The following is a 26,546-nucleotide window of genomic DNA, read 5'->3' as shown; positions in this document are numbered from 1 at the left end:
ACGCCCCCCGAACCCACGTCCTGACTCTCTCTCCAAGGTAGTGGTAACGACGGCACCGGCAACGGTGCCGTCGTTTTTTCTGCCGATGTGGCGCGGCAAACGGTCACGTGCCTAGAATCGTGCATCCGGACAGGGTGTCCGGTTTTCCATGGGGGAAGGATGCGCAGGATTGTGCTGGCTGTACTGTTGGGCGCGGTTGTGGGTGGGGCATCGGCCGCAACGCTGGACCTGGATCGCTATCTGCGGCAGGAGTCGTTTACCGACATCAAGATTTCACCAGGGGGCGAGTACATCGCCGCGACGGTTCCGCTGGAGGCGGGAACCGCATTGGCGATCTACCGCATTGCCGACATGAAGATGGTCGGCAGCTTTCGCCCGCCCCGCAACGATCACGCCCACACCTTCGACTGGGTCAGCAACGAGCGGCTGCTGGTGGGCATGGCACAGAAGTTGGGCGTGCTGGACCGGCCGACGCCGACCGGTGAACTGTTCGGTATCAATGCCAACGGCAAGGGCGGCGAGCTGCTGGTGGGGTACCGGGTTGCCGACCAGAGCCTGGGCACCAACATCAAGGTCAAGCCGGCAGGCCTGGTGGCCGCCTACCTCAGTGATGAGCTCAAGGACGATGACCGCAACGCGCTGGTGACGGTGATCCCGCTGGTCGGCAGTTCGCATGCGCAGGTCGAGCGCATGGACGTGATCACCGGTCGCCGCAACGCCGTGGCGCGCGCTCCCATTCCCGATGCGGACTTCACGACCGATGAGCAGGGCGAGGTGCGTTTCGCACGCGCTGTCGTTACCGATGGCACGCAGAAGCTCTACTACCGCACGGGCAGCAACAGCGACTGGGTCCTGCTCAATGATGAATCCCTGAGCAAGCGCATCGAGGCGCCGCTCGGCTTCTCGGCCGATGGTCGCCTGGCGTACCTGCAGGTCGAGCAGGCAGATGGACCTGATGCCATTGTCAGCTGGGACCCCCAGAGCAATGAACGACGCACCGTGCTGCGCGATGGGAGTGCCGACCCGGCGCGCATCATCCGGCGCCCCGGCAGCCGCGTGCCGGTCGGGGCCCTGTTCCTTGGCAGTGCGCCGCGAACGGCATTCTTCGATGACGCCTCGGACGACGCTCGCCTGTACCGCAGCCTCGAAGCCGGCCTGGGCGGAGCGGTCTACATCACCTCCAGCACGCGCGATGGCAAGACGGTGCTGGTGGAAACCTGGTCAGGCAGCAATCCGGGCGATTTCTATCTCTATGACACGGTTGGCAAGAGTGCACGGCACCTGATCAGCCGCAGCGACTGGATCGACCCCGCGCTGGCGGCGGAGGTGCGTCCGATCAGCCTGACGGCGCGTGATGGGCGTCCGCTGCATGGCTTCCTTACCGTCCCGCATGGCCGCGAGGCCCGTGCGCTGCCGATGGTGGTGGTGCCGCACGGAGGTCCGATCGGTGTTGCCGACCAGGGCGCCTATGACACCGAGACACAGATGCTGGCGGCGGCAGGTTACGCGGTACTGCAGGTGAATTTCCGCGGCTCTTCCGGCTATGGCCGGGCCCACATGCAGGCCGCGCGAAAGCAATGGGGGCTGTCGATGCAGGATGACGTCACCGATGCCACGCGCTGGGCGATCGAACAGGGCGTGGCCGACAAGAACCGCATCTGCATCTATGGGGCCAGTTACGGTGCCTATGCGGCGATGATGGGGGCGGTGCGCGAACCGGGCCTGTACCAGTGCGCGGCCGGCTACGTCGGCATCTACGACCTGCCGTTGATGTACGCCCGCGGAGACATCCAGAGCGACGAGTCAGGCCTGGCCTACCTGCGGAACTGGCTGGGATCGCCCAAGGATCTTGCAGAGCGTTCCCCGGTGAATCTGGCCGCGCAGGTGCGGGTGCCGGTATTCCTGGCCGCGGGTGGCCAGGATCAACGTGCGCCGATCGTGCACAGCGAACGCATGGAAGCTGCGTTGAAGAAGGCCGGCACGCCGGTGGAAACCCTGTACGTCAAGAATGAAGGGCATGGTTTCTATTCCCCTGCCAACCAACGTGCGTACTACAGCAGGTTGCTGGCCTTCCTCTCGCGCAGCCTGGGCGGCCAGGTGGCCGGGCAGGCCACGCCTGCGGAGAAGAGCAGCGCGCCCTGAACAAGCCGGGGGCGGCGGATGATCGATCCGCCGCCCCCGGAGTTCGCCTGCATCGGGCTTACTTGACCCCGTGCATCATCTTCTTCAGCAGCGGCGCGGCGATGAAGGCGGCCAGCGCACAGCCCAGGCCGATCCACATCAGCAGCCAGAACAGGTGCGCATAGGCACCGGCCGCGGCCACCATGTCCAGCGATTCGCCTTCGGGCACTTCGATCGCGGCCAGCTTGCCGAACAGCGCCGCCAGCGTTTCCGAGAACGCGGTGGCCAGGAACCAGGTGCCCATCATCAGGCTCATCACCCGCGGCACGGCCAGCTGGGTCACCGCCGACAGGCCGACCGGCGACAGGCACATCTCACCGCTGGCCAGCAGGAAGTAGGCCAGCACCAGCCACCACACGCTGGCCATCTCGCCGGTGGCGCCGACCTGCTGTGCGGCCAATGCCAGCGGCACGAACGACAGCGCGCCGATCACCAGGCCCCACGCTGATTTAACCGGCTTGCCCGGTTCCCAGCCGCGGCGGTCCATCCACGTCCACAGCGCGGCGAAGGCCGGTGCCAGCAGCACCAGGAACAGGCCGCCGAGGTAGGTCAGTGAGCCGGCGGTCTGCGGAATCACCAGGCAGTCGCGCACCAGCAGCACCAGCATCAGCACGACGATGGCGGCGAAGAACGTTCGCGGTGCAGATGAGCCCGGACGGCGCTCGGACAGCCGCGCGCTGACCACGAAGCCCAGCGGTGCCAGCAGCAGCGAGATGATCGACCACGGCAGCGGGGTACCGCCGGTGATCACCAGCGAGGGCACGATGTCCTTGGTCAGCAGGCGGTCGGTGAAGGTCACCCAGGAGCCATACGACTGCTCGTACATCGTGAAGAACACCAGTGCCATGAAGATCAACACCATCAGCGCGACCATCTGCTGGCGCTGCACCGGCGTGCACTTGCTGCCGGTGAACCAGGCGAACCAGACCAGCACGCCGCCCAGCACCACCAGCATCAGCATCAGTGCCAGGCTGATTTCACCGCCCAGCGCGAACGCGCCGTTGCCGGCCGCCCACATCAGCCAAGCCACCGGCAATACACCGAGCATCGCGCACAGATAGATGAGCCATTCGCGCGGCAGGCCCAGCACCTTCTGCTTCAGCGCGGCCGGCTGTGGCGGCTCGGCGTGGCCCTGCAGGTACTTCTGGCCCCACAGGAACATCGCCAGGCCGGCCAGCATGCCGATGCCGGCCGCACCGAAACCGTACTTCCAGCCATAGGCCTCGCCGAGGAAGCCGCACACCAGCGAAGAGAACAGCGCGCCGAGGTTGATGCCGGCGTAGAACAGCGAGAAGCCCGAATCGCGGCGCGGGTCGTCCTTGGCGTACAGCTTGCCGACGATGGTGGAGATGTTCGGCTTGAGGAAGCCGACGCCCATGATGATCAGCGCCAGCGACAGGTAGGTCACCGCCAGTGCCGAGGTGTCGCGCACCACTTCGCCGTTCACCCGATACGCGGCGTGGCCTTCGAAGGCCATGCCGAGGTGGCCGAGCACCAGCAGGATGCCGCCGAACAGCACCGCCCGGCGCATGCCCAGCCAGCGGTCGGCCAGCATGCCGCCGAACACCGGGATGCAGTACACCAGGCCGCCATAGGCACCGAGCAGGTCCAGGCCGGCCTTGTCGCCGAACAGGTGGTACTTGGTCAGGTACAGCAGCAGCAGCGCCTTCATGCCATAGAAGGAGAAGCGCTCCCACATTTCGGTGAAGAAGCAGACGTAGACGCCCTTGGGATGGCCCAGGAAATCGTCGGAAGCGATAGCGGTGGAATTCATCGCGGAATTATAGGCCTGTGGCCCGATCCGCTTTCAGTAGATCCACGCCATGCGTGGATTGCCGGACTGGCCTGGGCGATCACAGGTACCGCAACCACGCCAGATCGCGCCGTCGCGCCTTGAACCGCGCGAACGCCCGCGTCGGCGGGTACAGCACCACCGCCAGCGCACAGGCCACCAGCAGCAGGCCGGCCACCGAATCCAGTGCGTACAGATCACCGTGTGTCGGCCCCCAGATCGCCAGCGCGGCCAGGTACAGCCCCTTCAGCACATACAGGTGCAGCAGGTAGAAGAACATCGGCGCGGCGCCGACATCGGCCAGCGGGCGCAGCGCACGCGCCAGTGGCGGCCATTCGTACAGGCGCAGCAGCAACAGTCCCACGCCCAGCGTCAACAGCAGGAACTGCAGCGACGGCGGGTACTTGGTGATGTTGAACACGCTCATCCAGGTGCGCAGCGTGCTGGTCTGGTACTGCCACGGTGCATCCCCGTACTGGTTGGCGAACCGCAGCAGGGCGAACAGGGCCAGCGCGCCGACGCCTGCGCACAGCAGCCAGCGCTGGCGTTGCGCCGGGTCGCGGTCGCGGGCGAACCACGGCCCCATCAGGTAGCCCAGCGCGATCACCCCGATCCACGGCAGCACCGGGTAGGAAGTGCGCAGGCGCAGCGCGCCGGCCTCGATCCAGTCGCGCTGGTGCAGTACTTTCCACAGCATCGCCAGCAGGCCGTGGCCTTCCACTCGCACGCCGTCCAACAGGTTGTGCCCGGCCACCACCGCGACTGCCAGCACCAGCAGGGCCGGGCGCGGCAGCCACAGCAGGCCGGCCAGCGCGATCATGCTCAGGCCGATGGCCCAGATCACCTGCAGGTACAACGTGTCCGGCGGCAACTGGAAGGTCCAGGCGAAGTTCACCAGGGTCAGTTCCAGCACGACCAGGAACAGCCCGCGCTTGAGCAGGAACGCGGCCGTGGCCCGGCGCGGATCCGCCTGGCGCTGGCCGTACAGCCAGGCCGACAGCCCGGTCAACAGGACGAACACGGGTGCGCACAGGTGGGCCAGCAGACGGCAGGCGAACAGCGCAGGGGAGACCGTCGCTGCGTCCATCGGGTCGCTTACCTGATGCTGCAGGAAGAAGGTCTCGCGCACGTGGTCCAGCAACATCAACAGCATCACGGTGCCGCGCAGCTGGTCGATGGAGGCCAGGCGAGGGGAGGGGGAAGGGGGCATGCGATGCAGTAACAGCAAGGTAGCATTAAGATATAACATATCATTTGCTCTGCGCCCAGCCGGACTTTGCCGGGTCGGTCGATTGCCGGTCCACGTACTGGCCCATTGCGCTGCAGCACACGCCCCCATCCTTTGGCACGCTGGACTTGATCTGCCCTGAACGCTAGCGTGGCAGGGATTTTTTGCCAGCAGGGGCTTCCATGAACCACGACGCTGCGCCCAAGCAGCTCACCTTCCGCGCAGTGGCCCTGGCCATCGTGCTGGCGGTGGTGCTGTCGGCCGCAAACGCCTACCTCGGTCTGTTCGCAGGCCTGACCATCGCCACCGCCATTCCCGCCGCGGTGATTTCCATGGGCGTGCTGCGCCTGCTGGGCGGTGGCTCCATCCTTGAAAACAACATCGTGCAGACCGGCGCCTCGGCCGGTTCGTCGATCGCCGCCGGTGTGATCTTCACCATCCCGGCGCTGGTGATCATGGGCTACTGGCCGGACTTCAAGTACTGGTGGGTGCTGGGCATCGCCGGCCTCGGCGGCCTGCTGGGCGTGCTGTTCTCGGTGCCGCTGCGGCGCTCGATGATCGTTGAAGACCCGCTCCCGTTCCCGGAAGGCAAGGCTGCGGCCGAAGTGCTCAAGGCTGGTGAGAACCCGGGCCCGGGCCTGAAGATCCTCGGCCTGTCGGCAGTCATCGGTGCCTTCGTCAAGCTGGCCGCGGAAAGCGGCATGCGCCTGATTCCCGACGCCTGGGCCACCTCGGCCTACGTCGGCAGCTCCAAGGTCACCGCCTTCATCGGTACCAACCTGTCGCCGGCACTGCTGGGCGTGGGCTACATCGTCGGCCTCAACGTCGGCATCGTGGTCGTGTCCGGCTCGATCCTGACCTGGCACATCGCCATTCCGATCTACCAGGCGTTCTTCATGAACACCGATCCGGCACTGGCCGCGTCGGTCGCCACGGCATCCTCCACCGAGGCGGCGTTCGCCATCTGGGGCGCGAAGATGCGCTACCTGGGTGTGGGCGCGATGCTGATTGGCGGCATCTGGACCCTGATCTCGCTGCGCAAGTCGCTGCTCAACGGCGTCAAGAGCGGTTTTGCCGCCGCCCGCAAGAGCGGTGGCCCGGTGCTGGCGCACACCGAGCGCGACCTGCCGATGAAGTGGATGCTGGTGGCCCTGGTGGTCTTCGTGCTGCCGCTGCTGGCCCTGTACCAGGCCATCGTCGGCCAGTGGCACGTGTCGATCCCGATGACCATCATCATGATCGTTGCCGGCTTCCTGTTCGTGTCGGTCTCGGCCTACCTGGCCGGCTTGATCGGTTCGTCCAACAACCCGGTGTCGGGCATCACCATCTCCACCATCCTGTTTGCCTCGGCCGTGCTGGTGGTGCTGCTGGGCGCCGATGGCCTCAAGCCGGTCGGTGCCGGCGGTGCGCCGCTGGGCGCGGTGGCGGCGATCATGATCGGCGCGGTGGTGTGCTGCGCCGCAGCGGTCGGCGGTGACAACCTGCAGGACCTCAAGGCCGGCTATATCGTAGGTGCCACCCCGTGGAAGCAGCAGCTGATGCTGGGCATCGGTGCCTTCTCGTGCGCGCTGATCATGGCCCCGGTGCTGAACCTGCTGGCAACCGCCTACGGCATCGGCGTGAAGTCCGAGCTGCACCCGAACGCGCTGGCTGCGCCGCAGGCCAACCTGATGGCCTCGGTGGCCAAGGGCCTGTTCGGTGGCGAACTGCCGTGGACCTTCATCGGCATCGGTGCCGTGGTCGGTGCCGCCATCATTGCCTTCGACAGCTGGCTGAAGTCGCGCAACGCACGCTTCCGCGTGCCGGTGCTGGCCGCCGCCATCGGCATCTACCTGCCGCTGGAGCTGATGGTGCCGATCTTCCTCGGCGGCCTGATCGCCCACTTGGTCGAGCGCTTCCACAAGGTGCGCGCCGATGACGAAGAAGGCCGCGACCGCGTGCACAAGCCGGGCGTGCTGTTCGCTGCGGGCCTGATCACCGGTGAGGCACTGATGGGCATCGCCATCGCGATTCCGATCGTGGTCAGCAGCCGCGCCGACGTGCTGGCCGTGCCGTTCCACCTGCCGGGCGCGCAGTGGATCGGCCTGGCCGTGCTGTTCCTGGTGGGCTGGCTGATTTACCGCACCGGCAAGTACACCAAGGCGTAAGGGACGGGTAGTGCCGGCCGCTGGCCGGCAATCCCGGAATCCCGTGATACCCCTGGTTGCCGGCCAGCGGCCGGCACTACCGCAAACCGCGCTACGGCGCGGTTTGCTTTTTCTGGCGGCGGGGCCAACCCCGCGCGCAGCCATGACCGATGGCCTTGGCAGCCCCGGCCGCACGGGCCTACCATCGGTTTTTTGCCGTCCTGCGGAGACCCCGATGAAACTGCGTCATGCCCTGCTGCCACTGAGCCTGCTGGCTGCCCTGCCCAGCGTTGCCGCTGCCCGTGGCCTGGAAGTCCGCGACATGGTGGCCATGGACCGCGTCTCCGCGCCGGTACTGACCACGGACGGTGGCACTGTGGTGTTCGCCAAGCGCAGCGTGGACGCCAACCTGAAGGCCTCCACCGCGCTGTTCGCGCGCAACCTGCGCACGCGTGACGCCGCTCCGCCGAAGCAGATCACCCCGGCTGGCTGGAGCGTCAATTCCGCGTCGCTGTCGGCCGATGGCCAGACCGTTTATTTCCTCAGTGCCAAGAACGGCAGCCAGCAGCTGTACGCGCAGCCGATCAACGGCGGCACCCCGCGCCAGCTGACCGACTTCCCGGTGGACGTGGACAGCTACCACGTGTCACCGCAGGACGACCGCGTGCTGTTCAGCGCCGGCGTGTTCCAGGCCTGTGCCTCGGATCTGGCATGCACCGAGAAGAAGCTGAAGGAAAAGAAGGACGCCAAGGCCAGCGGCCAGGTGTGGGATTCGCTGTTCGTGCGCCACTGGGATACCTGGAACGACGGCCGCCGCAACACCCTGTTCGTGGCACCGCTGCCGGCAGGCAAGGCCGGGGCGGTCAAGGGCGCCTCGGCGCTGAGCGCGACCATCGACGGCGATGCACCGTCCAAGCCGTTCGGTGGCAATGACGATTTCGCGTGGTCGCCGGATGGCGCCAGCGTGGTGGCCAGCATCCGCGTGGCCGGCAAGCAGGAGCCGTGGTCGACCAACTTCGACCTGTACCGCTTCGACGCTGCGGGCAAGCAGGCGCCGGTCAATCTGACCGCCTCCAATCCGGCCTGGGATGCCGGCCCGGTGTTCAGTGCCGACGGCAAGACCCTGTTCTACCGTGCGATGAAGCGCCCGGGCTTCGAGGCCGACCGTTTCGGCCTGATGGCGATGGACCTGGCCAGCGGCAAGAGCCGTGAGATCGCGCCGCAATGGGATCGCTCGGCTGGCGGCATCACCCTGTCCGCCGACGGCGCCAGCATCTACACCACCGCCGATGACCTCGGCGAGCACCCGCTGTTCCAGATCGACGTGGCCAGCGGCAAGGCCACCAAGCTGATCGGCGACGGCAGCGTGACCTCGGTGGACGTGGCCGGCACCAGCGTGGCGATCACCCGCAACAGCCTGAAGAGCAACGACCAGGTGCTGGTCGGCCTGCTGCCGGCCGCCGGCGAAGCCATCGGCGAGCTGCGCGCGCTGACCCCGGCCGCTGGCGACGTGCTCAAGGACGTCAGCTTCGGTGACTACGAACAGTTCGAGTTCAAGGGCTGGAACAACGACACCGTGCACGGCTATGTGGTCAAGCCGCACAACTACCAGGAAGGCAAGTCGTACCCGGTCGCGTTCCTGATCCACGGCGGCCCGCAGGGCAGCTTCGGCAATGGCTGGAGCTACCGCTGGAATCCGCAGACCTATGCGGGCCAGGGCTACGCGGTGGTGATGATCGACTTCCACGGCTCCACCGGCTATGGCCAGGCCTTCACCGATGCGATCAGCCAGCATTGGGGCGACCGCCCGCTGGAAGACCTGCAGAAGGGCTGGGATGCGGCGCTGAAGAAGTATTCCTTCCTCAACGGTGACAAGGCCTGTGCGCTGGGCGCCAGCTACGGCGGCTTCATGGTGAACTGGATCGCCGGCAACTGGAACGGCCCGTTCAAGTGCCTGGTCAACCACGACGGCGTGTTCGACCAGCGCATGATGGGCTACGCCACCGAAGAACTGTGGTTCACCGAGTGGGAGCAGGGCGGTACGCCGTACCAGAAGGCGGCGAACTACGAGAAGTTCAACCCGGTCAACCACGTGGCGGACTGGAAGAAGCCGATCCTGGTCATCCACGGCCAGCAGGACTTCCGTATTCCGGTCGAGCAGGGCCTGGCCGCGTTCACCGCCGCCCAGCGCCAGGGCATCGAATCGAAGTTCCTGTACTTCCCGGATGAAAACCACTGGGTGCTGAAGCCGAACAACAGCATCCTGTGGCATGACACCGTCAATGCCTGGCTGAAGCAGCACATCGGCAACTGATGACTGCAGCGCCGCCCTTCGGGGCGGCGCTTTTGTTTCGCCATCTGCTGTACCGGTGGGTGCCGACCGTTGGTCGGCACACCTTCCTGATCTGCCGCCAACAGCAGCCGGCCAGCGGCCGGCTCTACCCAGAGCGCCTGCATGCCCTCGACCGCCCTGATCCAGAACGACATTGTCGTCTTCGGTTTGATCGCCGCCACCCTGGGCGCCGTGTTCTGGACCGCCTCGCGTGAACAGGGCCTGTGGAAACGCTTCTACACGTTCGTGCCGGCACTGCTGCTGTGCTACCTGATTCCCGGCATCTACAACACCGTCGGCCTGATCGACGGCCAGAACACCAAGCTCTACAACCCGATCGCACGCGACATCCTGCTGCCGGCAGCGCTGATCCTGCTGACCCTGGCGGTGGACATCAAGGGCATCCTACGGCTCGGCCCGAAGCTGGTGCTGATGTACCTGGGTGCGTCCGCCAGCATCATGCTGGGTGCGGTGGTGGCTTTCCTGGTGATGCGCGCGCTGCATCCGGAAACGGTGGCCGGTGACACCTGGGCCGGCATGGCCGCACTGGCCGGCAGCTGGATCGGTGGCGGTGCCAACATGCTGGCGATGCGCGAAGTGTTCGACGTCAACGCCACCACGTTCGGCCAGTTCGCGGTGGTCGATGTCGGTGTCGGTTACGTGTGGATGGCCGCGCTGATCTTCCTGGCCGGGCGCGCAGCGAAGATCGACGCGCGCAGCGGTGCCGACACGTCGGCCATCGATGAGCTGAAGGAGCGCATCGCGCGCTTCCAGGCCGAGCATGAGCGCGTTCCCAGCCTCACCGACTTGATGCTGATCGTGGCAGTGGCCTTCGGCGGCGTGGGTCTGTCACACGCGATCGGTGCGCCGCTGGCAGCATGGTTCAAGGCCAATGTCAGCTGGGCCTCGCAGTTCAGCCTGGATGCGCCGTTCGTGTGGGTGGTGGTGCTGTCGACCACGCTGGGCCTGAGCCTGAGCTTCACCCGTGCACGCACGCTGGAAGGTGCGGGCGCCTCGCGGCTGGGTTCGTTGCTGCTGTACTTCCTGATTGCCTGCATCGGCATGCAGATGGATCTGCTGGCGCTGCTGGACCGCCCGTGGCTGTTCCTGCTCGGCCTGATCTGGATTGCTGTGCACATCGCGCTGCTGTGGTGCCTGGGCAAGCTGCTGAAGGTGCCGTTCTTCTATTTCGCGATCGGTTCGCAGTCGAACATCGGTGGCCCGGCTTCGGCGCCGGTGGTGGCTGCAGCGTTCCATCCGGCCGTGGCGCCGGTGGGCGTGTTGCTGGGCACGATGGGCTACGCCACCGGCACCTACCTGGCCTACATCGTCGGCATTACCCTGCGCGCGCTGGCAGGGCAGGGCTGATGGGGTAGTGCCGGCCGCTGGCCGGCAACCAGGTAATGCTGCACGGGTTTATGAGGTTGCCGGCCAACGGCCGGCACTACCGATGCGTTACGCCACCGGCAATCCGCGTTCGATCAACCACGCCTTCGCGTCTTCGGCGTCCTGCTCGAACCACGCCTGTGTCGACCCCAGCCGATACGTATACCCCCAGGCATCCATGTCGGCCATCAACCGCGCACTGCCAACGCCAGGCAGCTGCCCGGCCAGCACGATCTGCAGGTAGCAGGTGGCATCTTCCTCGGCCACCGAGTCGGTGGCGTCGGTATGCACCTGCGCACGCCGCTCCGGCGGCAGCACGATCAGATGGCAGGCTTCGTGCAGCATCGAGTGCACGGGCGTGTCATCGCGCACGTACACGTTGCTGGCGATGATGCCGGCCTCGGGCTCGCCCCAGTAGCTGCCGGGAATCGGTTCACCGGCCGCGACGTGGTGCAGCTGCAGGCCATGCGCGGCGAGCAGGCACTGCGCATCAGCGAAGGCGATGTCGCCCACGCAGGTGATGTCCACGGCGGTTGTTGTATCGGTCATGCGGGTCAGGCAGCCCCGCCCGTGCAGGCACGGGCGGGGCAGAGCTTCAGGGTTTATCCGGGCCTTCAGGCAGCGCCACGGAGATGTCCAGCACATCGTGCTGGCCATCCTTCACCAGGTCGACCTTCACTGCATCGACGTCGATGTTCACGTACTTCTTGATCACTTCCAGCAGCTCGCGCTGCAGCAGCGGCAGGTAATCGGGGCCGCCGCGGTTGCTGCGCTCCTGCGCGATGATGATCTGCAGGCGGTTCTTGGCGGTTTCGGCGGTGGTCTTCTTCGCTTTGAGGAAATCAAACAGGCCCATGCTTACCCTCCGAACAGCTTGCTGAAGAAGCCCTTCTTCTCGACGTTGGTGAAGCGCATCGGGCGTTCTTCGCCGAGGATGCGCGCGACGGCGTCGTCGTAGGCCTGGCCGGCTGCGGACTCGACATCCAGGATGACCGGCTCGCCCTTGTTGGAGGCGTTGAGCACGTCACCCGACTCGGGGATCACGCCGATCGCCTTCAGGCCGAGCACTTCCTCGACGTCGGCGATGCTGAGCATCTCGCCGCTTTCCACGCGCAGCGGGGTGTAGCGGGTCAGCAGCAGGAAGGCCGGCACGTCCTGGCCGGACTCGGCCTTGTGGGTCTTCGAGTCGAGCAGGCCGATGATGCGGTCCGAGTCGCGCACCGACGACACTTCCGGGTTCACCACCACCACCGCACGGTCGGCGAAGTACATCGCCAGGAAGGCACCCTTCTCGATGCCGGCCGGGGAGTCGCAGATGATGTAATCGAAGCCGTCGGCGGCCAGGTCCTTCAGGACCTTGCCCACGCCTTCCTGGGTCAGTGCGTCCTTGTCGCGGGTCTGCGAGGCGGCCAGCACGTACAGGTTCTCGAAGCGCTTGTCCTTGATCAGGGCCTGCTTGAGGGTCGCTTCGCCGTGCACGACGTTGACGAAGTCGTACACCACGCGGCGTTCGCAGCCCATGATCAGGTCGAGGTTGCGCAGGCCGACGTCGAAGTCGATCACCGCCACCTTCTTGCCGCGCCGTGCCAGGCCGCAGGCCAGGCTCGCGCTGGAAGTGGTCTTGCCGACGCCGCCCTTGCCGGAGGTGACTACGATGATTTCAGCCAAAGGACTTCTCCTGATGATTCTGTTTGGGTGCTGCGTCAGTCCAGCGCAGCGATCTTGATCTGGTCCTGTTCCAGCCACACCTGCACGGCCTTGCCGCGCAGGGAGTCCGGGACATCGTCCAGTACCTTGTAGTGGCCTGCAATGGCGACCAGTTCCGCATGGAAATCACGGCAGAAGATGCGTGCCGCGGTGTTGCCCTGTGCCCCTGCCAGCGCGCGGCCGCGCAGGGTGCCGTAGATGTGGATGCTGCCATCGGCGATGACCTCGGCGCCGGCGCCGACGGTGGCCATCACGGTCAGGTCGCAGTTTTCAGCGTACAGCTGCTGGCCCGAACGCACGTTGCCCAGCTGCATGCGGCCCGGCTGCGGTGCGGCGGCGTCGGCAACCTTGGCCACCGGCGTGGCCGGTGCCGGCTTCGGTTCGGCACGGGCTGCGCGACGCGGTTCCGGCGCGGGCGGCGGCGGCGGGGCCGGCTCGGCCTCGGCACGCTCGTACTGGGCGCGGAACTTGGCCAGCAGTGGCAGCCCGAGCTGCTGCGAGAGCAGGTCGACCGCGCTGGTGCCATAGGCCAGCGCCACCGGCAGCACGCCGGCACTGCGCAGGCCATCGACCAGCGCCTGCGCGGTGGCCACGTCCGGCACCTGGCTCAGGCCGCCGAAGTCGAGGATCACCGCGGCGCGGCCGAACAGTTTCGGCGCACGGGTGACGCGTTCGCGCATTTCCTGCACGAGGCGTTCGACATCAAGGGTACGGATGCGCAGGTTGGCGATGCCCACCTGGCCGATCTTCAGTTCACCGGCCTGTTCGTAATCGAAATTCACCGCCACGCTCAGGTCCCCGTCGGCCGCTGTGCCTGCGCCGGCAGATGCCGGGCACGTGTCCATGCCACATCCGGCAGCTTGCCGCCGTAGGTCTCCTGGACCCACGGGTAGCTGCACAGTTCCTTGGCCAGCATGCTGGCGCGCACGTCGACCTGCGGCATGGTGTTCTGGCCCAGCTCGCGGAAGCCGAAGCTGCCGTGGAAGAGCAGGGCGGCATCGGCGCCATGGTCGAGGAAGACTTCGCAGGTCATCTGCGGGTAGCGCAGCTCGGCAAAGCTCTGCGCGTCGGCATAGAACGCACGGCCGACGCCACCGCCACGACGGCGGCTGGCGACCACGATGCGGTCGATATAGAAGAACGGGGTGTCCAGCTGCTGCTTGAACCAGGCGAAGTTGCTGCTGTCGTGCTGGCTGTCGCTGCCGAAGCCGATCAGGAAGCCGGCCAGGTTGCCGTCGCGCTCGGCGACGCGGAAATACTCAGCGGTTTCGTAGAACAGGCGCAGGCGGGCCGCATCCAGGGGAAGGATGGCCAGGCCAGCGTTGTTGTTCAAAGCCAGGACGGAATCGAGCTCGTGCTCGCGCACGTCGCGGATGACAATCGACATTGTGACTCCGTGGGGTAACGCGGTTGGTCCGTCAAATTGGACCCTGCGCACGATTATTGCATGCCCGGGGTGGGCTGCGGCATGAACAGGGGACCTCGGATGCATGACTTCCGTGGGAGTGCGCGACGCGGGCCGGGCCCGTAGAGTGCTGGCATGTTGGGAGTCCTCAGCCATACCCGCGTCCTCCGTCTGGCCGGCCTGTTTACCTGGGTCATGGTCGGCCTGCCACTGGCGTACTCGCAATTCGAGAACCTGCACAGCCGCAGCGATATGGGCAGCTGGGCGATCCTGTTGTTCGTCGCCTACCTGTCCTTCGGCGCCGCGTACTACTGGCTGACCCGCCTCCTGCGCAGTGACAGCGACAGTCACACCACCTGGCTGGACCGCGGCCTGCTGCTGCTGCTGACGGTTTCGGCGCTGGGCGTCAGTTTCCTCAGTGGTTCGGGCCTGGGCAGCATCCTGATGATGGTGGCTGCCGGCGTCATTCCGTGGATGCTGTCGGCGCGTCTGTGCGTGCTGTGGCTGCTGGTCAGCCAGCTGGCGGTGGCCCCGGTCTATTACATACTGCTGAACTTCCCGCTGTTCGAAGCCGTGATGCAATCGCTGCTGTATGGCGGCTTTTCCATGTTCATCTTCGTGACCAGCCTTGTCGCGAGACAGCAGACCCAGGCCCGCGACGAGCAGCGCAGGCTCAATTCGGAACTGCGTGCCACTCGTGCCCTGCTGGCCGAAAGCGCCCGCGTCAACGAGCGAACCCGCATTTCGCGTGAGCTGCACGATCTTCTGGGGCATCAGCTGACCGCACTGACCCTGAACCTCGAAGTGGCCGGTCACCTGGCCGAGGGCCAGGCGCTGGACCATGTGAAGCGCTCGCATGCCTTGGCCAAGCTGCTGCTGGGCAATGTGCGTGAGGTGGTCAGCCAGCTGCGCGAGACCGGCGCCATCGATCTGGCGGCGGCGCTGCGCCCGCTGACCGAGAACGTGCCCTCGCTGGACATCCAGCTGGAGATCGAGGATCCGCTGAACGTGGAGGACCCGCAGCGGGCCCACGTGCTGCTGCGCTGTACCCAGGAGATCATCACCAACGCGGTGCGCCATGCCGGCGCCCGCCACCTGTGGATCAAGGTGTACCGTGAAGCCCCCGACCGGGTGGTGGTGGAGGCCCGCGACGACGGCGTCGGCGCGGATATGGTCAATGTGGGCAATGGCTTGCGCGGCATGCGCGAGCGCCTGCAACAATGTGGTGGCCAGCTGCAGGTCGAGACCCGTCCCGGTGAAGGCTTCCGGCTGCGGGCGACGGTGCCGGCAACGGTGCTGGTGGCCGCCCTTACCAAGGTTCCTGAAGGAGTGCGTTGATGATTCGCGTCTGCCTGGTCGACGACCAAACCCTGGTGCGGCAGGGAATCCGCTCCCTGCTGGCGCTCGACGACGGTATCGAGGTGGTGGCCGAGGCCGGCGATGGCCGGCAGGCGGTCGAGCTGATACCGCAGGTGCGCCCCGACGTGGTGCTGATGGACATGCGCATGCCGGTGATGTCCGGGCTGGAGGCGCTGCAGGTGCTGTCGCGCCAGGAGCAGCTGCCACCGACCATCATCCTCACCACCTTCGACGACGACCAGCTGGTGCTGGCCGGGCTCAAGGCCGGAGCCAAGGGCTACCTGCTCAAGGACGTGACTCTGGCGCAGCTGGTCGGTGCCATCCGCACCGTGGCCGACGGCGGTTCGCTGGTGCAGCCGGCCGTGACCCAGCGCCTGCTGTCCGGCCTGGAGCACATGCGCAACGAGTTCGTCAGCCTGGACCGCCCGGACCCGTTGACCGACCGCGAAACCGAGATCCTGCGCCTGATGGCCAGTGGCTTCTCCAACAAGGAGATCGCCAACTCGCTGGGTGTGGCCGAAGGCACCATCAAGAACCATGTGTCCAACATCCTGTCCAAGCTGGGCGTGCGCGACCGTACGCGCGCCGTACTGAAGGCGTTCGAACTCCAGCTGGTCTGAGGAAAACCTTTTCAGGACAATGACTTGAGGTCCAGTCATGGCCCTCGGGTGGGGTTGCCCCCTACTTCACGGGTATCGGTATGCGGTACCCTTCGAATTCTTTGTCCATACAAATACGCAGCCGGCAGGGAAACCGGTGCGCCAATCCCGATAAACAATGCCCGCGAAGCCTGCTAGGATTGGCGCTTCGCTTCAATCAACCCGGCCGTGGGATCGGCCCCGGAGACTCTCTGAATGACCCGTATTATCGAGTTCCTGATCGCCTTGGGGATCGTGGCTGGCCTGTTCGTCATCATTGGCGTATGTCTGCCGGGCGAGCGTCACATCACCGAAAGCATCGAGACCAACCGCAAGATGACGATCGTGTACGACACGGTCAGCAGCCTGCGCCGCTTCAAGGACTGGAACCCGCTGGTACTGCGCGATCCCGCCGTTGAACTGAAGCTGTCCGGCCCGGCCTCCGGCGTCGGTGCCACCCTCGACTTCACCTCCAAGGACCTGGGCACCGGTTCCTGGAAGATCACCGAAGCCGAAGAGAACAAGCGTGTTGCGATCGCCATCGATGACGCCACCAAGGGTCACGACAAGATCACCACCTTCACGCTGGAGCCGACCGGCAAGGGTGGCCGCAACGTCAAGATCACCCAGGACTACTCGGTGAAGTACGGCTTCGACCTGTTCGGTCGTTATGCCGGCCTGTATGTCAGCCGCCAGATCGGCGACGACATCAAGATGGGCCTGTCGCGTATGGCCAACATGCTGGCCAGCGTCCCGAACGTGGACTACCGCACCCCGGAAGCCCCGCTGACCGATCTGGCCATCGTCAATGTGCCGGCTGAAGACCTGCTGGTCGTCAACGCCGGTAACGTGGACCGCGGTCAGGACACGATCACCAAGTCCATCAAGGACAACCAGGAGTGGATCAAGCGCGTGATGGAGGCCAACGGCCTTGAAGCCGCCGGTCCGTTCCGCATCATCACCACCGATTTCGGTCAGGAGAAGTACGCCTTCGACATCGCCCAGCCGGTGAAGAAGAAGGGTGCTGAAGGTGCCACCGCTGAAGAGCTGACCGTCAAGATCGACGGCGGCGCTCCGGTCAAGTACGTGCACGTGGCCCCGCACCGTTCGGCGCATGCCGCCTACACCGGCCACATGGCGGGTCTGGACGTGGCCCGCAACGGCCTGCGTGCCTGGGCTGTGACCAACGGTTCGGAAGTGGTCGATCGCCCGTACGAAACCTGGAAGGACGGTCTGGACAAGTCGTTCACCCCGGAAGCGACCTACGACATCTACTGGGCCGTCAAGTAAGCCTCGGCTGACCCATGTAGTGTTGGACACGAAAACGCGCCGCTCATTGCGGCGCGTTTTTTTTCATCTGGCGCCCGGCAAGGGCGCTGCGCAAGGAGCCCACATGTTCAATCTCGAACGTCGCGCACGTAAGCCATCACTGCTGGCCTGCCTGGGGGCGCTGCTGGCCGCCGCCTCTATCGGCCTGTCGGCCTATGCATCGCATGGCGTGGCCGATCCGTTGGCGCAGCAGCACCTGAACATGGCGGCGCTGTATGCGTTCGCGCATGGCGCGGTGCTGGTGGCGCTTGGCCCGCGTGCGCAGGGGGCAATCGCACACCTGGCGCTGTATGTGCTGCTGCTGGGCGTGTTGTTGTTTTCCGGCAGCCTGGTGGGTGGGGCGCTGTGGCAGTGGCCGACGCGGATGGCGCCGATCGGTGGCACCAGCATGATGGCCGGCTGGGTGTTGCTGGCGATCAATGCGTTGAGGCGGTGAGGGTCGCAGGGCTGTCGCTCCGATCCATACCGATGCGATCGTGATGGTTCATGGGCGTTACTTTTCTTTTCGCGCGAAAAGAAAAGTAACCAAAAGAAACGCGCCGCCGACCGCGAGCCGGTGCTGCGCACCGGTCCCCTGCGCTCCTCGGCCCGTCGAGGGACGGTGCGGGAACTCGCTGCGCTCAGACACCCGCACCTCTTCGCCCTCGCCGGACCTGCGGTGCTTGGCTCGCTTGAAGGCGGACCCAACAGCTGCACGCTGATCCGTTGTAGAGGCTTCGAGCTTTGCCTTTGCCTTCTTGTCCCATTTCGTGGCGGACGCACGCGGAATCCGCCCGGACAGCTCCATGAATTTCCCCGTGCAGCCGCCACGAGGGGCTCAGCCGTTGGCCGGTCTCCAGCACCAGTGCCACGGCTCGTAGACGATCCCGTGCGGGTTGTCGCGTGGGTAGCTCAGATGGAAGCCGTGCGTGCTGGCATGGGTCTGCAGCCACGCGAAGGCGTCTGTGGCTTCGAACGATTCTTCGGCCGGGGCATCGCCCGGTGTGCCGATGTCCAGTGCATGGCCGCTGTGGTGTTCGCTGAAACCCGGCGCGGCATTGACCTTCAGGATCTCCGTCACGCTCAGCCCGCGTGCAAGCTTCCGTTCGAAGATGCCCAACTGGTAGGCATGGCTGCGGAAACCGGAGATTGCATCCAGTGCGATGCCATCCCGCGCGGCGTGCAGGCGCATCCGTCGCCAGCCCTGTGCGGCACCACGGCGCAGCCATAGCGGGCGGGCGAAGCGGTCGCGGCCAGCGAAGTGCAGCAGGCACGGTTCGGGTTCCAGGGGCAGGCCGCTGTCATCGGCATAGCGCTGCACATCCAGGCCAAGCTGCTGTAGCCGCTGCTGCAGCCCGGCCAGCGGAAGCCAGTGTTCTTCCAGCGCAGCGCCAAACGGGCGCGACGCCGCTGCATCCAGCAGCGCCAGTGCTTCCTCGACCCCGGGCTCGCGCGGCAGGCGCGGCACCATCGAATGCACGCCGTGCGGCAGTACCGCCGCCAGATAGCGGCCATCACGCTTGCGCTGCAGCACCCACTGCGCCTGCGACAGCAGGCGTGCATCCAGGTTGCTGCGTGCGCGCAACAGGTGGGCGGGCCACAGCTCGATGGCCTCGGTATTGATCAGCAGGGGCGGGCGTCGTTGCATCGCCTCAGCTTACTGCCGTGGCGCCGGCGCGGCCACCTTGCGCAGTGCGTCCAGCAGCACCTGCGCAAGGTCCAGGCTGAGCAGCAGCGTGCTGCCATCGCTGACCGGCAAGGCGAGAACGCGCGTGCGGTCGGTGACCAGCACGAACCCCTTGCCGCCGCCCTGCAGGCGGAAGTGGCCGGAATAGAAACCCGGCATCGCATAGCCGTTGGTCTTGAAGCGGATGCCATAGCGGGAGTCACGCTGCAGGTCGACCACCTCGGCCTGGTCCAGCCGCAGCTGTGCCACCGGCACGCGACGGCGGTACATCGTCGAGCGCACGTCCAGTACGTCGTCGGCCAACTCCACCCGGCGGCGGAAGAAGGCGGCCCCCAGCCCGATGCCGAGCGCTGCGATCACCAGCAGGCTCCAGGCGGCACTGCCACCCATCCGGAACCAGGGCGGCGACAGCGTTACTTGGATCCAGGGCGCGGTCGCCGGTGCCTTGTACAGCTGCGCATAGAGACAGGCCACGAACGCGGCGAGCAGGGGCAGCACGATCCACAGCACGCGCAACGGCGAGCTCTCGGCCACCTCGTACTGTTTCGGATCGCTGGCGCCCATGGCTCAGGCCTCCTTCTTGAACACCAGCATCGCCGGGCGCATCGGTGCGGGGATGATGATGTTGACCAGTTCCCAGCCCAGCTGGCCCTGCCGGCTCAGCTCGGCCTGGACATCCTCGGCCTTGAGTACGCCCATCATGGAGGTCTTGACCTCGATCGTCTGGTAGCTCCAGCGCTTGCTCATTCCTTGTCCTCCGGCGATGCCTTGGGTTTGGGCAGGCGTCCTGCCTTGCGCAGCGCGTCGCGCAGCACGTATTCGATCTGAGCGTTGAGGCTGCGCAGTTCGTCATCAGCCCAGCGCTGCGCCGCAGCCAGGACGTCGGCGTTGATGCGCAGCGGGTAGGCTTTCTTCTCACTCATGGGGGCTCCTGGCGGGGCAGTGGGGCGCCCCGTTGCGAGTGTGGCTCAATACAGCGAGCCTGCATTGACGATCGGCTGGGTGCCGCGGTCCGAGCACAGCACGGTCAGCAGGTTGCTGACCATGTGCGCCTTGCGTTCCTCGTCCAGCTGCACCACGCCGTTCTTCTGCAGTTCGGCCAGGGCCATCTCGACCATGCCGACCGCACCGGCAACGATGCGCGTGCGTGCGGCGATCACCGCGTTGGCCTGCTGCCGCTGCAGCATCGCCTGGGCGATTTCGGCGGCGTAGGCGAGGTGGCTGATGCGTGCGTCGATGACCTGCACGCCGGCGTCGGCCAGGCGCTCGGCCAGTTCGTTCTTCAGGTGCTGGGAAATCTCGCTGGCATGACTGCGCAGGGCCAGCTGGCCATCCTCATGCTGGTCGTAGGGGTAGCTGGTGGCCATCGCGCGCAGTGCCGATTCGGACTGGATGTGCACGAAGCTCTCGTAGTCGTCCACGTTGTAGACCGCCTCGGAGGCATCGACCACCTGCCAGACGATGACCGCGGCGATCTCGATCGGGCTGCCGTCCAGCTCGTTGACCTTCAGCTTGCCGCTCTCGAAGTTGCGCACGCGCTGGCTGACCCGGCGCTTGGCATAGAAGGGGTTGTTCCAGCGCAGGCCGTTGTCCTTCACGGTGCCCACGTATTTGCCGAACAGGCTCAGCACCGCCGCCTGGTTGGGCTGGACCGTGTACAGGCCGGCCAGGGCGAAGACCGCCAGCGCCGCCACCAGGATGCCTGCCAACATCAGCAGCAGGTTGGGCGAGCCGGTGCTGGCCTTGGCTGCTACCCCCAGTACGAACAGGGCGCCGCCGGCGAGGGCGACAAGCAGGGCGCCGGCCAGCGTGCCGAGGCCGTTGAGCGAAGACAGCGACTTCTCTTTCATGGCGGTACGTCCTTGAGGGTTCGGAATGAAGATATCAAAGTGATATCACTTGTCGACTACCGTTCGTCGGATGCCATGGCCGGGGTGCCCGGCCAGCTAGAATGCCCACCCGCCTTCACATCGCTGCTGGAACCGCCATGGCCAAGCTTGGAACTCCGTTGTCCCCCTCCGCCACCCGCGTGCTGCTGCTCGGCTCGGGCGAACTCGGCAAGGAGGTGGCCATCGAGCTGCAGCGGCTGGGCGTGGAAGTGATCGCCGCCGACCGCTATGCCGATGCCCCGGCCATGCAGGTCGCGCACCGCTCGCATGTGATCGACATGCTCGATGCGATGGCCCTGCGCGCGCTGATCGCCCAGGAGCAGCCGCACCTGGTGGTGCCGGAGATCGAGGCCATCCACACCGAAACCCTGGTCCAGCTGGAACAGGAGCAGGGCCTGCGGGTGATCCCGACCGCGCGCGCCGCCCGCCTGACCATGGACCGTGAAGGCATCCGCCGCCTGGCAGCCGAAACCCTGGGCCTGCCGACCTCGCCCTACCGCTTCGTCGATACCGAAGCCGAGTACCGCGCCGCTGTGGCCGCCATCGGCCTGCCGTGCGTGGTCAAGCCGGTGATGTCGTCCTCGGGCAAGGGCCAGAGCACGCTGCGCAGCGAGGCGGACATCGCCCCAGCCTGGGACTACGCGCAGACCGGTGGCCGTGCCGGTGCCGGCCGCTGCATCGTCGAAGGTTTCATCGATTTCGATTACGAGATCACCCTGCTGACCGTGCGCCATGCCGGTGGCACCTCGTTCTGTGCGCCGATCGGCCATCTGCAGAAGGATGGCGATTACCGCGAAAGCTGGCAGCCGCAGCCGATGTCGAGCGCGGCACTGGCGCGTGCCGAAGAGATTTCGCGCGCGATCACCGATGACCTCGGTGGCTGGGGCCTGTTCGGTGTCGAGCTGTTCGTGAAGGGCGACGAGGTGTGGTTCAGCGAAGTGTCGCCGCGCCCGCACGACACCGGCCTGGTGACGCTTGTTTCGCAGGAACTGAGCGAGTTCGCGCTGCATGCGCGCGCCATCCTCGGCCTGCCGATCCCGGTGATCCGCCAGAGTGGCCCGTCGGCCTCGTGCGCGCTGCTGGCGCATGGCGAGGGCGTGCCGTACTTCAACAACGTCGCCGCCGCCCTGCAGGTGCCGGACACCGCCGTGCGCCTGTTCGGCAAGCCCAGCGTGCATGGCCATCGCCGCGTCGGCGTGACCCTGGCGCGCGCGGAAACCATCGACGAAGCGCGCGTCATCGCGCGTGATGCCGCCGACGCCATCGGCGTCGAACTGCGCCCGTAAAGCAAAAAGGGGACGGAGGGGATTAAGTCGTTTGTGGCACAGACGACTTAATCCCCTCCGTCCCCTTTTTGTTATTTCACATCCACCCACACCAGGTGGTGGTCGCTGCCGTCGGCGATCTTCGCTTTCGGGCTTTCATTGGCCGGCCAGAACACGCCGCTGCCGATGTACTCGAAACCGGTCGAGGGCAGCACGTAGTCCAGGCGCATGGTGCCGGACTTCGGGCCGAAATCGCCGGTGGCATGGAACGGTGCGCCCTTGCGCTCGATGCCCTTGGCCGCATAGGCCAGGCTGGTCTGCTCGCCACCAACGCTGCGCGGGGTGGGGTAGCGCAACACGCGGGCGTTCTCGATCAGTTCGACGATCGCCTCATGGCGGCCATCGCCGTCGACCGGGTCGTTGTTGAGGTCGCCGAGGATCACGAAGCGCGCGTCCTGCGCCAGGCCGCCGCACTGGCCCTTGTCGTCGCACAGCCACGGCTTGTCTCCCTTGGACAGGTATTCCTGCCACAGGCGCAGTTCGTCGTGGTTGCGCGCGGCGTTGCGCTTTTCCGGGCCATCGAACACTGGCGGGGTCGGGTGCGAGACCAGCGCGTGGACCACGCCGGCCGGGGTCTTCACCGGCACGTCCCAATGTGACTTCGACGACAGCCGCAGCTGCGACCACACATGGTCGTTGTAGAAGCTCTTGCCGGTGCGCGGGTCGACCGGACGGATCGCGCCCGGCATCGCGCTCCACTTCAGCAGCTGGAAGCTGCGCACCTTGGCTTCATCGATCGGGTAGCGCGACAGCACCAGCATGCCGTACTGGCCTGGGTGCAGGCCGTAGCCCCACGCATCGTTGCCGCGGCTGCGGCCTTCGCCGCCGACCACGTCGTTGTTGTCCAGGTCCAGGCCGCTGGGCACGCCGGTGTTGACCGGGGCCAGGTAGCGGTAGGCGAAGTGCAGCGGCTTGCCGCCGCCGGGCTGGGCCACTTCCAGGTAGCGTTTCTGGAACAGGTCGGCGGCGCGGTGGGCGTCGTCGAAATCGAATTCGTTCAGCAGCACCAGGTCCGGGCGCGCCTGCTGCAGCACCGCGGCGATCTTGCGCGCGTGCTCGCTGTCGCCTTCCAGTTCCTTGATCAGGCCACCGGTCTCATCGGAGTACAGCGACGTGTTGTAGGTGGCCAGGCGCAGCGCAGCGGACGGCTTTTCGGTCATCGCAGGGGAAGTGGCGAAGGCGGGGGCGGTGGCGCCGCAGAGCAGGGCCAGGGCGAGGATCTGGGGTCGGAGGTTCATGCGCCGTATTGTGCACCCGGCCCGGTGTCAGTGGTTTGTCAGCGTCCGTCCAGTTCGTCGTCGAAATCGTGCCAGCGGCGGCCGTCGTAGGCTTCCAGCGGTCGATAGCGCCGTTTGTAGTCCATCTTCTGATGCCCGCGGATCCAGTAGCCCAGGTATACGTGCGGCAGGCCCTCGCGGCGGGCCCATTCAATCTGCTGCAGGATCGCGAAGGTGCCCAGCCCACGCGCGGCATGGTCCGGGTCGAAGAAGGTGTAGACCGCCGACAGGCCATGCTCGGTGACGTCGGTCACCGCCACCCCCAGCAGCTGGCTGGGCTGGCCATCGTGGCCGGGCAGGCGCATCTCCATGAAGCGGGTGTGTGACCAGCTGCCGATCAGGAACTGCTCAAACTCGTGCGGGCCGTGGTCATCCATGCCGCCATTGGCGTGGCGATGGGTGAGGTAGCGGTGATACAGCGCGAACAGGTCGTCGCGGGCGGTGGCCGCGGTGATGCGTACTTCCAGGTCTTCATTGCGGGCGGCACAGCGGCGCTGGCTGCGGTCCGGGGCGAAGCGGGCCACCGGAATACGCACCGCCACGCAGGCCTGGCAGTGTGCGCAGTGCGGGCGGTAGACCAGGTCGCCGCTGCGGCGGAAGCCCCAGCTCAATGCCAGCGGGTACAGGCCGCCGAGACGACGGTCGTGCGGATCCAGCACCAGGTCGCGTGCCACCCGGTCCGACCAGTACCCGCAGGGGTGCTCGCCGGTCTGGAAAAGCCGCAGTTCGTCGTCTCTGTCGCCGTGAATCGCCATGGGCACAGCATAGCCCCAGCCTGTCGCATTGGCGGCGACTGTCCGCCGGATGAATGGAACCGGCAGCGGCGTCAACCGATGTCGCACCCGGGCGTTGTTGTCTCCCGAGGGTGAAGTGATCACCCCGACGCAATCCCCATCCCCAGGAGTGACCCCATGATCCGTACCCCCCTGCTGCTGGCCCTGCTGCTCGGCACTTCCGCTACCGGTATCGCGCTGGCCGCCGATGCCCCGACCGCGCCGGCGCAGCGCCCGGCCAAGCTGGACACCAACGGCGACGGCGTCATCGACCGCAGCGAGGCCGCTGCCAACCCGCGCCTGGCCGCGAAGTTCGACGAGCTGGACAAGAACAAGGACGGCAAGCTCTCGCGCGATGAGCTGCCGCGCTGGCAGCATGGTCGCCGTGGTGGCCACGGCGGTGAGCGCTGGGCCAGGCTGGACGTCAACAAGGACGGCCGCATCAGCCGCGAGGAAGCCAAGGCCGATCCGCGCCTGGCCGCGCGCTTCGACGAGCTCGACCTCAACAAGGACGGTTACCTGGACAAGGCCGACCGCGAGCTGCGCATGAAGCAGCGTCGTGATGCCTGGTTCGCCGCAGCCGACACCAACAAGGATGGCCAGCTGAGCAAGGCCGAGTTCGACGCGGCCAAGGGCCCGATGCACGGTGGCCCGCGCCACGGCGGTCCGCGCGATGGCGCGGCGCCGAAGCCGCAGCGCTGAGGTTCAACGCAGTGAATGACGACAACGCCGGCGCACTGCCGGCGTTGTCCGTTACAGGCGGCCGCTGCGCATCAGTGAGTACACCACCAGCGCGATGACCATCAGGTTCATGGCGATGATGCCGGTGCGGCCGTACATCGATTCGAACTTCCAGTTGATGCCGGTTCGTCCGCGCCGCGCCGAATCGCGCGCGATCATCGGCGCCATCACCCGCTGCAGCGGCACCAGGCACTGGTAGTTGACCACGCCCAGGCCTACCGCCAGCACCGTCAGCTGCGCCCAGACCGGCGCCTGCAGCATCACAGCCAGCAGGATCGCCAGGCACCAGAACATGCCGGTGATGATGTTGAGGTAGAGGAAGCGGCGCACGTCGGCGCGCTCAGACGCCGTTTCGGTGTACGACATCAGGAAGCGGCCGCCGAGATAGCTGCCGATCGCACCACCGACCACGCCGCCGATCACCGCCCCCCAGCTTTCGGCCGGCAGCACGTGCAGCTGGCCCAGCGTGGCAGTCAGCGAGCCCATCGCGGTGCCGCCCGCAACGCTGGCGCCGCCGAGGCCAAGCTTGCTGCCGCCGATGCCGACACCGGTGCCGAGCAGCACCGCAGCACTGGCCGTGCCGGGCGCAGCCACCAGTACCATCGAAACCACCGCCGTAGCGAACGCGGCACTGGGTGCGCTGCTGCGCGCGAACTCGCCGAAGCGTTGCAGCAGGCCGTCGCGCACCAGAGCGCGGGCACGCGACAGGCGCTTGCGCACGGCGGCGTCACTGAGCCCGAGCAGGTCGGCCACCTGCTGCGAGCGCTGCCCTTCGCGGTAGTACAGCAGCAGCACTTCGCGGCTGTCGGCCGGCAACGCGGAAATGATGTCCTCGGCGGCGATCTCTTCTTCCACCCGTTGCAGGCGGTCGGCCGCGTCCGGGGCCGGGTCGGCGGCCATGCCCATCGCCACCTCGGCGGCCTCGCCGGTCAGCGGCCGGCCGCGCTGCGCGCGCAGCCAGTCGCGGGCCAGGTTGCGGGTGATCTGCCGCAGCCACGGCAGGAAGCTGGTCGAACTGCGCAGCTGGTGCAGCTGCTGCCAGCCCTTGACGAATGCCTCCTGGGCGATGTCCTCGCTGGCCTGACGATCGCGGGTGATGGCCAGCGCGATGGCGGTAACCGTGTTCTGGCAGGCCAGCACGATGCGGCCATAGGCGTGCTGGCAACCGCTGGCGGCGGCAGGCAGTTCGCGTTCCAGTGTCTGGTCGATCGATGCGGCGAACGTCGTCATGGCGGCGGCTCTCCTGCTGGGATTGTGTCCCAAGACGGAGCCGCGCGCCGAATGTGACCGGCCTTCTGCACGGTAGTGCCGGCCGCTGGCCGGCAACCTCATGACAAAAAAAGGGGACGGAGGGGATTAAGTCGTTTGTGCCACAAACGACTTAATCCCCTC

26 protein-coding genes are annotated in these 26,546 nt (G+C 66.5%); 10 read left to right on the top strand and 16 right to left on the bottom strand.

Annotation, left to right across the window (positions count from 1 at the left end; translation table 11 throughout):
* Positions 1 to 159 precede the first annotated feature (159 nt).
* Complete coding sequence (locus R1L06_RS09005) at positions 160 to 2,142, top strand: alpha/beta hydrolase family protein (protein WP_317217498.1); 1,983 nt, start codon at positions 160 to 162, stop codon at positions 2,140 to 2,142.
* 58 nt (positions 2,143 to 2,200) lie between these two features.
* On the opposite strand, the gene R1L06_RS09000 is transcribed toward R1L06_RS09005, so the two are convergent.
* Positions 2,201 to 3,955: a peptide MFS transporter gene (locus tag R1L06_RS09000; protein WP_032127610.1), complete on the bottom strand. Its 1,755-nt coding sequence runs from the start codon at positions 3,953 to 3,955 to the stop codon at positions 2,201 to 2,203.
* Between the two features lie 79 nt (positions 3,956 to 4,034).
* Positions 4,035 to 5,183: an acetyltransferase domain-containing protein gene (locus tag R1L06_RS08995; protein ID WP_317217497.1), complete on the bottom strand. Its 1,149-nt coding sequence runs from the start codon at positions 5,181 to 5,183 to the stop codon at positions 4,035 to 4,037.
* A 200-nt stretch (positions 5,184 to 5,383) separates the two neighbouring features.
* Here R1L06_RS08995 and R1L06_RS08990 point away from each other — a divergent pair, with 200 nt between their 5' ends.
* The 3 genes from R1L06_RS08990 to R1L06_RS08980 all read left to right on the top strand — a co-directional run bounded on the left by R1L06_RS08990 (position 5,384) and on the right by R1L06_RS08980 (position 11,027).
* A complete protein-coding gene (locus R1L06_RS08990; RefSeq protein ID WP_032127608.1) occupies positions 5,384 to 7,348 on the top strand; it encodes an OPT family oligopeptide transporter in 1,965 nt (654 codons plus the stop codon).
* 214 nt (positions 7,349 to 7,562) lie between these two features.
* On the top strand, positions 7,563 to 9,641 hold the full coding sequence (locus tag R1L06_RS08985) for a prolyl oligopeptidase family serine peptidase (RefSeq protein WP_121503927.1): 2,079 nt from the start codon (positions 7,563 to 7,565) through the stop codon (positions 9,639 to 9,641).
* 141 nt (positions 9,642 to 9,782) lie between these two features.
* Complete coding sequence (locus R1L06_RS08980) at positions 9,783 to 11,027, top strand: DUF819 family protein (RefSeq protein ID WP_317217496.1); 1,245 nt, start codon at positions 9,783 to 9,785, stop codon at positions 11,025 to 11,027.
* An 87-nt stretch (positions 11,028 to 11,114) separates the two neighbouring features.
* Here the strand turns inward: R1L06_RS08980 and R1L06_RS08975 are convergent, their stop codons facing one another.
* The 5 genes from R1L06_RS08975 to R1L06_RS08955 are packed head-to-tail and all read right to left on the bottom strand — an operon-like array spanning position 11,115 to position 14,139.
* Positions 11,115 to 11,594 (bottom strand): hypothetical protein, encoded by a 480-nt coding sequence (locus tag R1L06_RS08975; RefSeq protein WP_049422782.1) that lies wholly within the window; start codon positions 11,592 to 11,594, stop codon positions 11,115 to 11,117.
* 46 nt (positions 11,595 to 11,640) lie between these two features.
* Positions 11,641 to 11,901: a cell division topological specificity factor MinE gene (minE, locus tag R1L06_RS08970; RefSeq protein WP_004148073.1), complete on the bottom strand. Its 261-nt coding sequence runs from the start codon at positions 11,899 to 11,901 to the stop codon at positions 11,641 to 11,643.
* 2 nt (positions 11,902 to 11,903) lie between these two features.
* Positions 11,904 to 12,713 (bottom strand): septum site-determining protein MinD, encoded by an 810-nt coding sequence (gene minD / locus R1L06_RS08965; RefSeq protein ID WP_010483375.1) that lies wholly within the window; start codon positions 12,711 to 12,713, stop codon positions 11,904 to 11,906.
* Positions 12,714 to 12,748: 35 nt separating this feature from the next.
* Positions 12,749 to 13,597 carry a septum site-determining protein MinC gene (minC, locus tag R1L06_RS08960; RefSeq protein WP_050509775.1) on the bottom strand — a complete coding sequence of 283 codons (849 nt, stop codon included), beginning with the start codon at positions 13,595 to 13,597 and terminating at the stop codon, positions 12,749 to 12,751.
* Positions 13,543 to 14,139, bottom strand: a complete 597-nt coding sequence (locus R1L06_RS08955) for a GNAT family N-acetyltransferase (protein ID WP_032127604.1) — start codon at positions 14,137 to 14,139, stop codon at positions 13,543 to 13,545. The genes minC and R1L06_RS08955 overlap by 55 nt, the downstream gene beginning before the upstream one ends.
* A gap of 153 nt (positions 14,140 to 14,292) precedes the next feature.
* Between R1L06_RS08955 and R1L06_RS08950 the strand changes: the two genes are divergently transcribed.
* The 4 genes from R1L06_RS08950 (at position 14,293) to R1L06_RS08935 (ending at position 17,919) form a co-directional block, all read left to right on the top strand.
* On the top strand, positions 14,293 to 15,495 hold the full coding sequence (locus R1L06_RS08950; protein WP_049461775.1) for a sensor histidine kinase: 1,203 nt from the start codon (positions 14,293 to 14,295) through the stop codon (positions 15,493 to 15,495).
* Complete coding sequence (locus tag R1L06_RS08945) at positions 15,495 to 16,136, top strand: response regulator (RefSeq protein WP_006424175.1); 642 nt, start codon at positions 15,495 to 15,497, stop codon at positions 16,134 to 16,136. Before R1L06_RS08950 ends, R1L06_RS08945 begins: the two co-directional genes overlap by 1 nt.
* 234 nt (positions 16,137 to 16,370) lie before the next feature.
* The gene (locus R1L06_RS08940; protein ID WP_032127602.1) at positions 16,371 to 17,444 is read left to right on the top strand and encodes a polyketide cyclase; all 1,074 of its coding nucleotides are present in this window, start codon (positions 16,371 to 16,373) and stop codon (positions 17,442 to 17,444) included.
* Between the two features lie 103 nt (positions 17,445 to 17,547).
* A complete protein-coding gene (locus R1L06_RS08935) occupies positions 17,548 to 17,919 on the top strand; it encodes a DUF423 domain-containing protein (protein WP_019659313.1) in 372 nt (123 codons plus the stop codon).
* A gap of 57 nt (positions 17,920 to 17,976) precedes the next feature.
* Here the strand turns inward: R1L06_RS08935 and R1L06_RS08930 are convergent, their stop codons facing one another.
* The 6 genes from R1L06_RS08930 to R1L06_RS08905 are packed head-to-tail and all read right to left on the bottom strand — an operon-like array spanning position 17,977 to position 20,999.
* Entirely contained in the window at positions 17,977 to 18,270 is a 294-nt protein-coding gene (locus R1L06_RS08930) for a hypothetical protein (RefSeq protein ID WP_317217495.1), read from the bottom strand.
* Positions 18,271 to 18,300: 30 nt separating this feature from the next.
* A complete protein-coding gene (locus R1L06_RS08925; protein WP_317217494.1) occupies positions 18,301 to 19,110 on the bottom strand; it encodes a M15 family metallopeptidase in 810 nt (269 codons plus the stop codon).
* Positions 19,111 to 19,119: 9 nt separating this feature from the next.
* Positions 19,120 to 19,713 (bottom strand): PH domain-containing protein, encoded by a 594-nt coding sequence (locus R1L06_RS08920; RefSeq protein ID WP_317217493.1) that lies wholly within the window; start codon positions 19,711 to 19,713, stop codon positions 19,120 to 19,122.
* 3 nt (positions 19,714 to 19,716) lie between these two features.
* Positions 19,717 to 19,896, bottom strand: a complete 180-nt coding sequence (locus R1L06_RS08915; protein ID WP_032127598.1) for a DUF4177 domain-containing protein — start codon at positions 19,894 to 19,896, stop codon at positions 19,717 to 19,719.
* Entirely contained in the window at positions 19,893 to 20,072 is a 180-nt protein-coding gene (locus tag R1L06_RS08910; protein ID WP_049398902.1) for a type II toxin-antitoxin system antitoxin, read from the bottom strand. Before R1L06_RS08910 ends, R1L06_RS08915 begins: the two co-directional genes overlap by 4 nt.
* Before the next feature lie 45 nt (positions 20,073 to 20,117).
* Positions 20,118 to 20,999: an SPFH domain-containing protein gene (locus tag R1L06_RS08905; RefSeq protein WP_071227753.1), complete on the bottom strand. Its 882-nt coding sequence runs from the start codon at positions 20,997 to 20,999 to the stop codon at positions 20,118 to 20,120.
* Positions 21,000 to 21,136: 137 nt separating this feature from the next.
* Between R1L06_RS08905 and purT the strand changes: the two genes are divergently transcribed.
* On the top strand, positions 21,137 to 22,324 hold the full coding sequence (purT, locus tag R1L06_RS08900; protein WP_317217492.1) for a formate-dependent phosphoribosylglycinamide formyltransferase: 1,188 nt from the start codon (positions 21,137 to 21,139) through the stop codon (positions 22,322 to 22,324).
* A 71-nt stretch (positions 22,325 to 22,395) separates the two neighbouring features.
* On the opposite strand, the gene R1L06_RS08895 is transcribed toward purT, so the two are convergent.
* Positions 22,396 to 23,601 carry an endonuclease/exonuclease/phosphatase family protein gene (locus R1L06_RS08895; protein ID WP_317217491.1) on the bottom strand — a complete coding sequence of 402 codons (1,206 nt, stop codon included), beginning with the start codon at positions 23,599 to 23,601 and terminating at the stop codon, positions 22,396 to 22,398.
* Between the two features lie 38 nt (positions 23,602 to 23,639).
* Positions 23,640 to 24,395 (bottom strand): arginyltransferase, encoded by a 756-nt coding sequence (locus R1L06_RS08890; protein ID WP_012510405.1) that lies wholly within the window; start codon positions 24,393 to 24,395, stop codon positions 23,640 to 23,642.
* Between the two features lie 156 nt (positions 24,396 to 24,551).
* Between R1L06_RS08890 and R1L06_RS08885 the strand changes: the two genes are divergently transcribed.
* Positions 24,552 to 25,115: an EF-hand domain-containing protein gene (locus R1L06_RS08885; RefSeq protein ID WP_317217490.1), complete on the top strand. Its 564-nt coding sequence runs from the start codon at positions 24,552 to 24,554 to the stop codon at positions 25,113 to 25,115.
* Positions 25,116 to 25,166: 51 nt separating this feature from the next.
* Here the strand turns inward: R1L06_RS08885 and R1L06_RS08880 are convergent, their stop codons facing one another.
* Positions 25,167 to 26,384 carry an RNA polymerase sigma factor gene (locus R1L06_RS08880; protein WP_317217489.1) on the bottom strand — a complete coding sequence of 406 codons (1,218 nt, stop codon included), beginning with the start codon at positions 26,382 to 26,384 and terminating at the stop codon, positions 25,167 to 25,169.
* Between the last annotated feature and the right edge of the window lie 162 nt (positions 26,385 to 26,546).

The sequence above is a fragment of the Stenotrophomonas mexicanensis genome (assembly GCF_032911605.1).
Taxonomy (GTDB): Bacteria; Pseudomonadota; Gammaproteobacteria; order Xanthomonadales; family Xanthomonadaceae; genus Stenotrophomonas; species Stenotrophomonas maltophilia_A.
Note: the sequence above shows the minus strand (reverse complement) of the source record. Positions and strands in the feature narration are given on the sequence as shown.

Bases quoted from the DNA above. Each gene is read 5' to 3' on its own strand.
- R1L06_RS09000 (WP_032127610.1), bottom strand. From the start codon at position 3,955: ATGAATTCCACCGCTATCGCTTCCGACGATTTCCTGGGCCATCCCAAG.
- R1L06_RS08945 (WP_006424175.1), top strand. From the start codon at position 15,495: ATGATTCGCGTCTGCCTGGTCGACGACCAAACCCTGGTGCGGCAGGGA.
- purT (WP_317217492.1), top strand. From the start codon at position 21,137: ATGGCCAAGCTTGGAACTCCGTTGTCCCCCTCCGCCACCCGCGTGCTG.
- R1L06_RS09005 (WP_317217498.1), top strand. From the start codon at position 160: ATGCGCAGGATTGTGCTGGCTGTACTGTTGGGCGCGGTTGTGGGTGGG.
- R1L06_RS08915 (WP_032127598.1), bottom strand. From the start codon at position 19,896: ATGAGCAAGCGCTGGAGCTACCAGACGATCGAGGTCAAGACCTCCATG.
- R1L06_RS08890 (WP_012510405.1), bottom strand. From the start codon at position 24,395: ATGGCGATTCACGGCGACAGAGACGACGAACTGCGGCTTTTCCAGACC.
- minC (WP_050509775.1), bottom strand. From the start codon at position 13,597: ATGGACACGTGCCCGGCATCTGCCGGCGCAGGCACAGCGGCCGACGGG.
- R1L06_RS08990 (WP_032127608.1), top strand. From the start codon at position 5,384: ATGAACCACGACGCTGCGCCCAAGCAGCTCACCTTCCGCGCAGTGGCC.
- R1L06_RS08940 (WP_032127602.1), top strand. From the start codon at position 16,371: ATGACCCGTATTATCGAGTTCCTGATCGCCTTGGGGATCGTGGCTGGC.
- R1L06_RS08985 (WP_121503927.1), top strand. From the start codon at position 7,563: ATGAAACTGCGTCATGCCCTGCTGCCACTGAGCCTGCTGGCTGCCCTG.
- R1L06_RS08935 (WP_019659313.1), top strand. From the start codon at position 17,548: ATGTTCAATCTCGAACGTCGCGCACGTAAGCCATCACTGCTGGCCTGC.
- R1L06_RS08955 (WP_032127604.1), bottom strand. From the start codon at position 14,139: ATGTCGATTGTCATCCGCGACGTGCGCGAGCACGAGCTCGATTCCGTC.
- R1L06_RS08925 (WP_317217494.1), bottom strand. From the start codon at position 19,110: ATGCAACGACGCCCGCCCCTGCTGATCAATACCGAGGCCATCGAGCTG.
- R1L06_RS08930 (WP_317217495.1), bottom strand. From the start codon at position 18,270: ATGGAGCTGTCCGGGCGGATTCCGCGTGCGTCCGCCACGAAATGGGAC.
- R1L06_RS08905 (WP_071227753.1), bottom strand. From the start codon at position 20,999: ATGAAAGAGAAGTCGCTGTCTTCGCTCAACGGCCTCGGCACGCTGGCC.
- R1L06_RS08920 (WP_317217493.1), bottom strand. From the start codon at position 19,713: ATGGGCGCCAGCGATCCGAAACAGTACGAGGTGGCCGAGAGCTCGCCG.
- R1L06_RS08980 (WP_317217496.1), top strand. From the start codon at position 9,783: ATGCCCTCGACCGCCCTGATCCAGAACGACATTGTCGTCTTCGGTTTG.
- R1L06_RS08910 (WP_049398902.1), bottom strand. From the start codon at position 20,072: ATGAGTGAGAAGAAAGCCTACCCGCTGCGCATCAACGCCGACGTCCTG.
- minE (WP_004148073.1), bottom strand. From the start codon at position 11,901: ATGGGCCTGTTTGATTTCCTCAAAGCGAAGAAGACCACCGCCGAAACC.
- R1L06_RS08950 (WP_049461775.1), top strand. From the start codon at position 14,293: ATGTTGGGAGTCCTCAGCCATACCCGCGTCCTCCGTCTGGCCGGCCTG.
- R1L06_RS08880 (WP_317217489.1), bottom strand. From the start codon at position 26,384: ATGACGACGTTCGCCGCATCGATCGACCAGACACTGGAACGCGAACTG.
- R1L06_RS08975 (WP_049422782.1), bottom strand. From the start codon at position 11,594: ATGACCGATACAACAACCGCCGTGGACATCACCTGCGTGGGCGACATC.
- R1L06_RS08995 (WP_317217497.1), bottom strand. From the start codon at position 5,183: ATGCCCCCTTCCCCCTCCCCTCGCCTGGCCTCCATCGACCAGCTGCGC.
- R1L06_RS08895 (WP_317217491.1), bottom strand. From the start codon at position 23,601: ATGAACCTCCGACCCCAGATCCTCGCCCTGGCCCTGCTCTGCGGCGCC.
- R1L06_RS08885 (WP_317217490.1), top strand. From the start codon at position 24,552: ATGATCCGTACCCCCCTGCTGCTGGCCCTGCTGCTCGGCACTTCCGCT.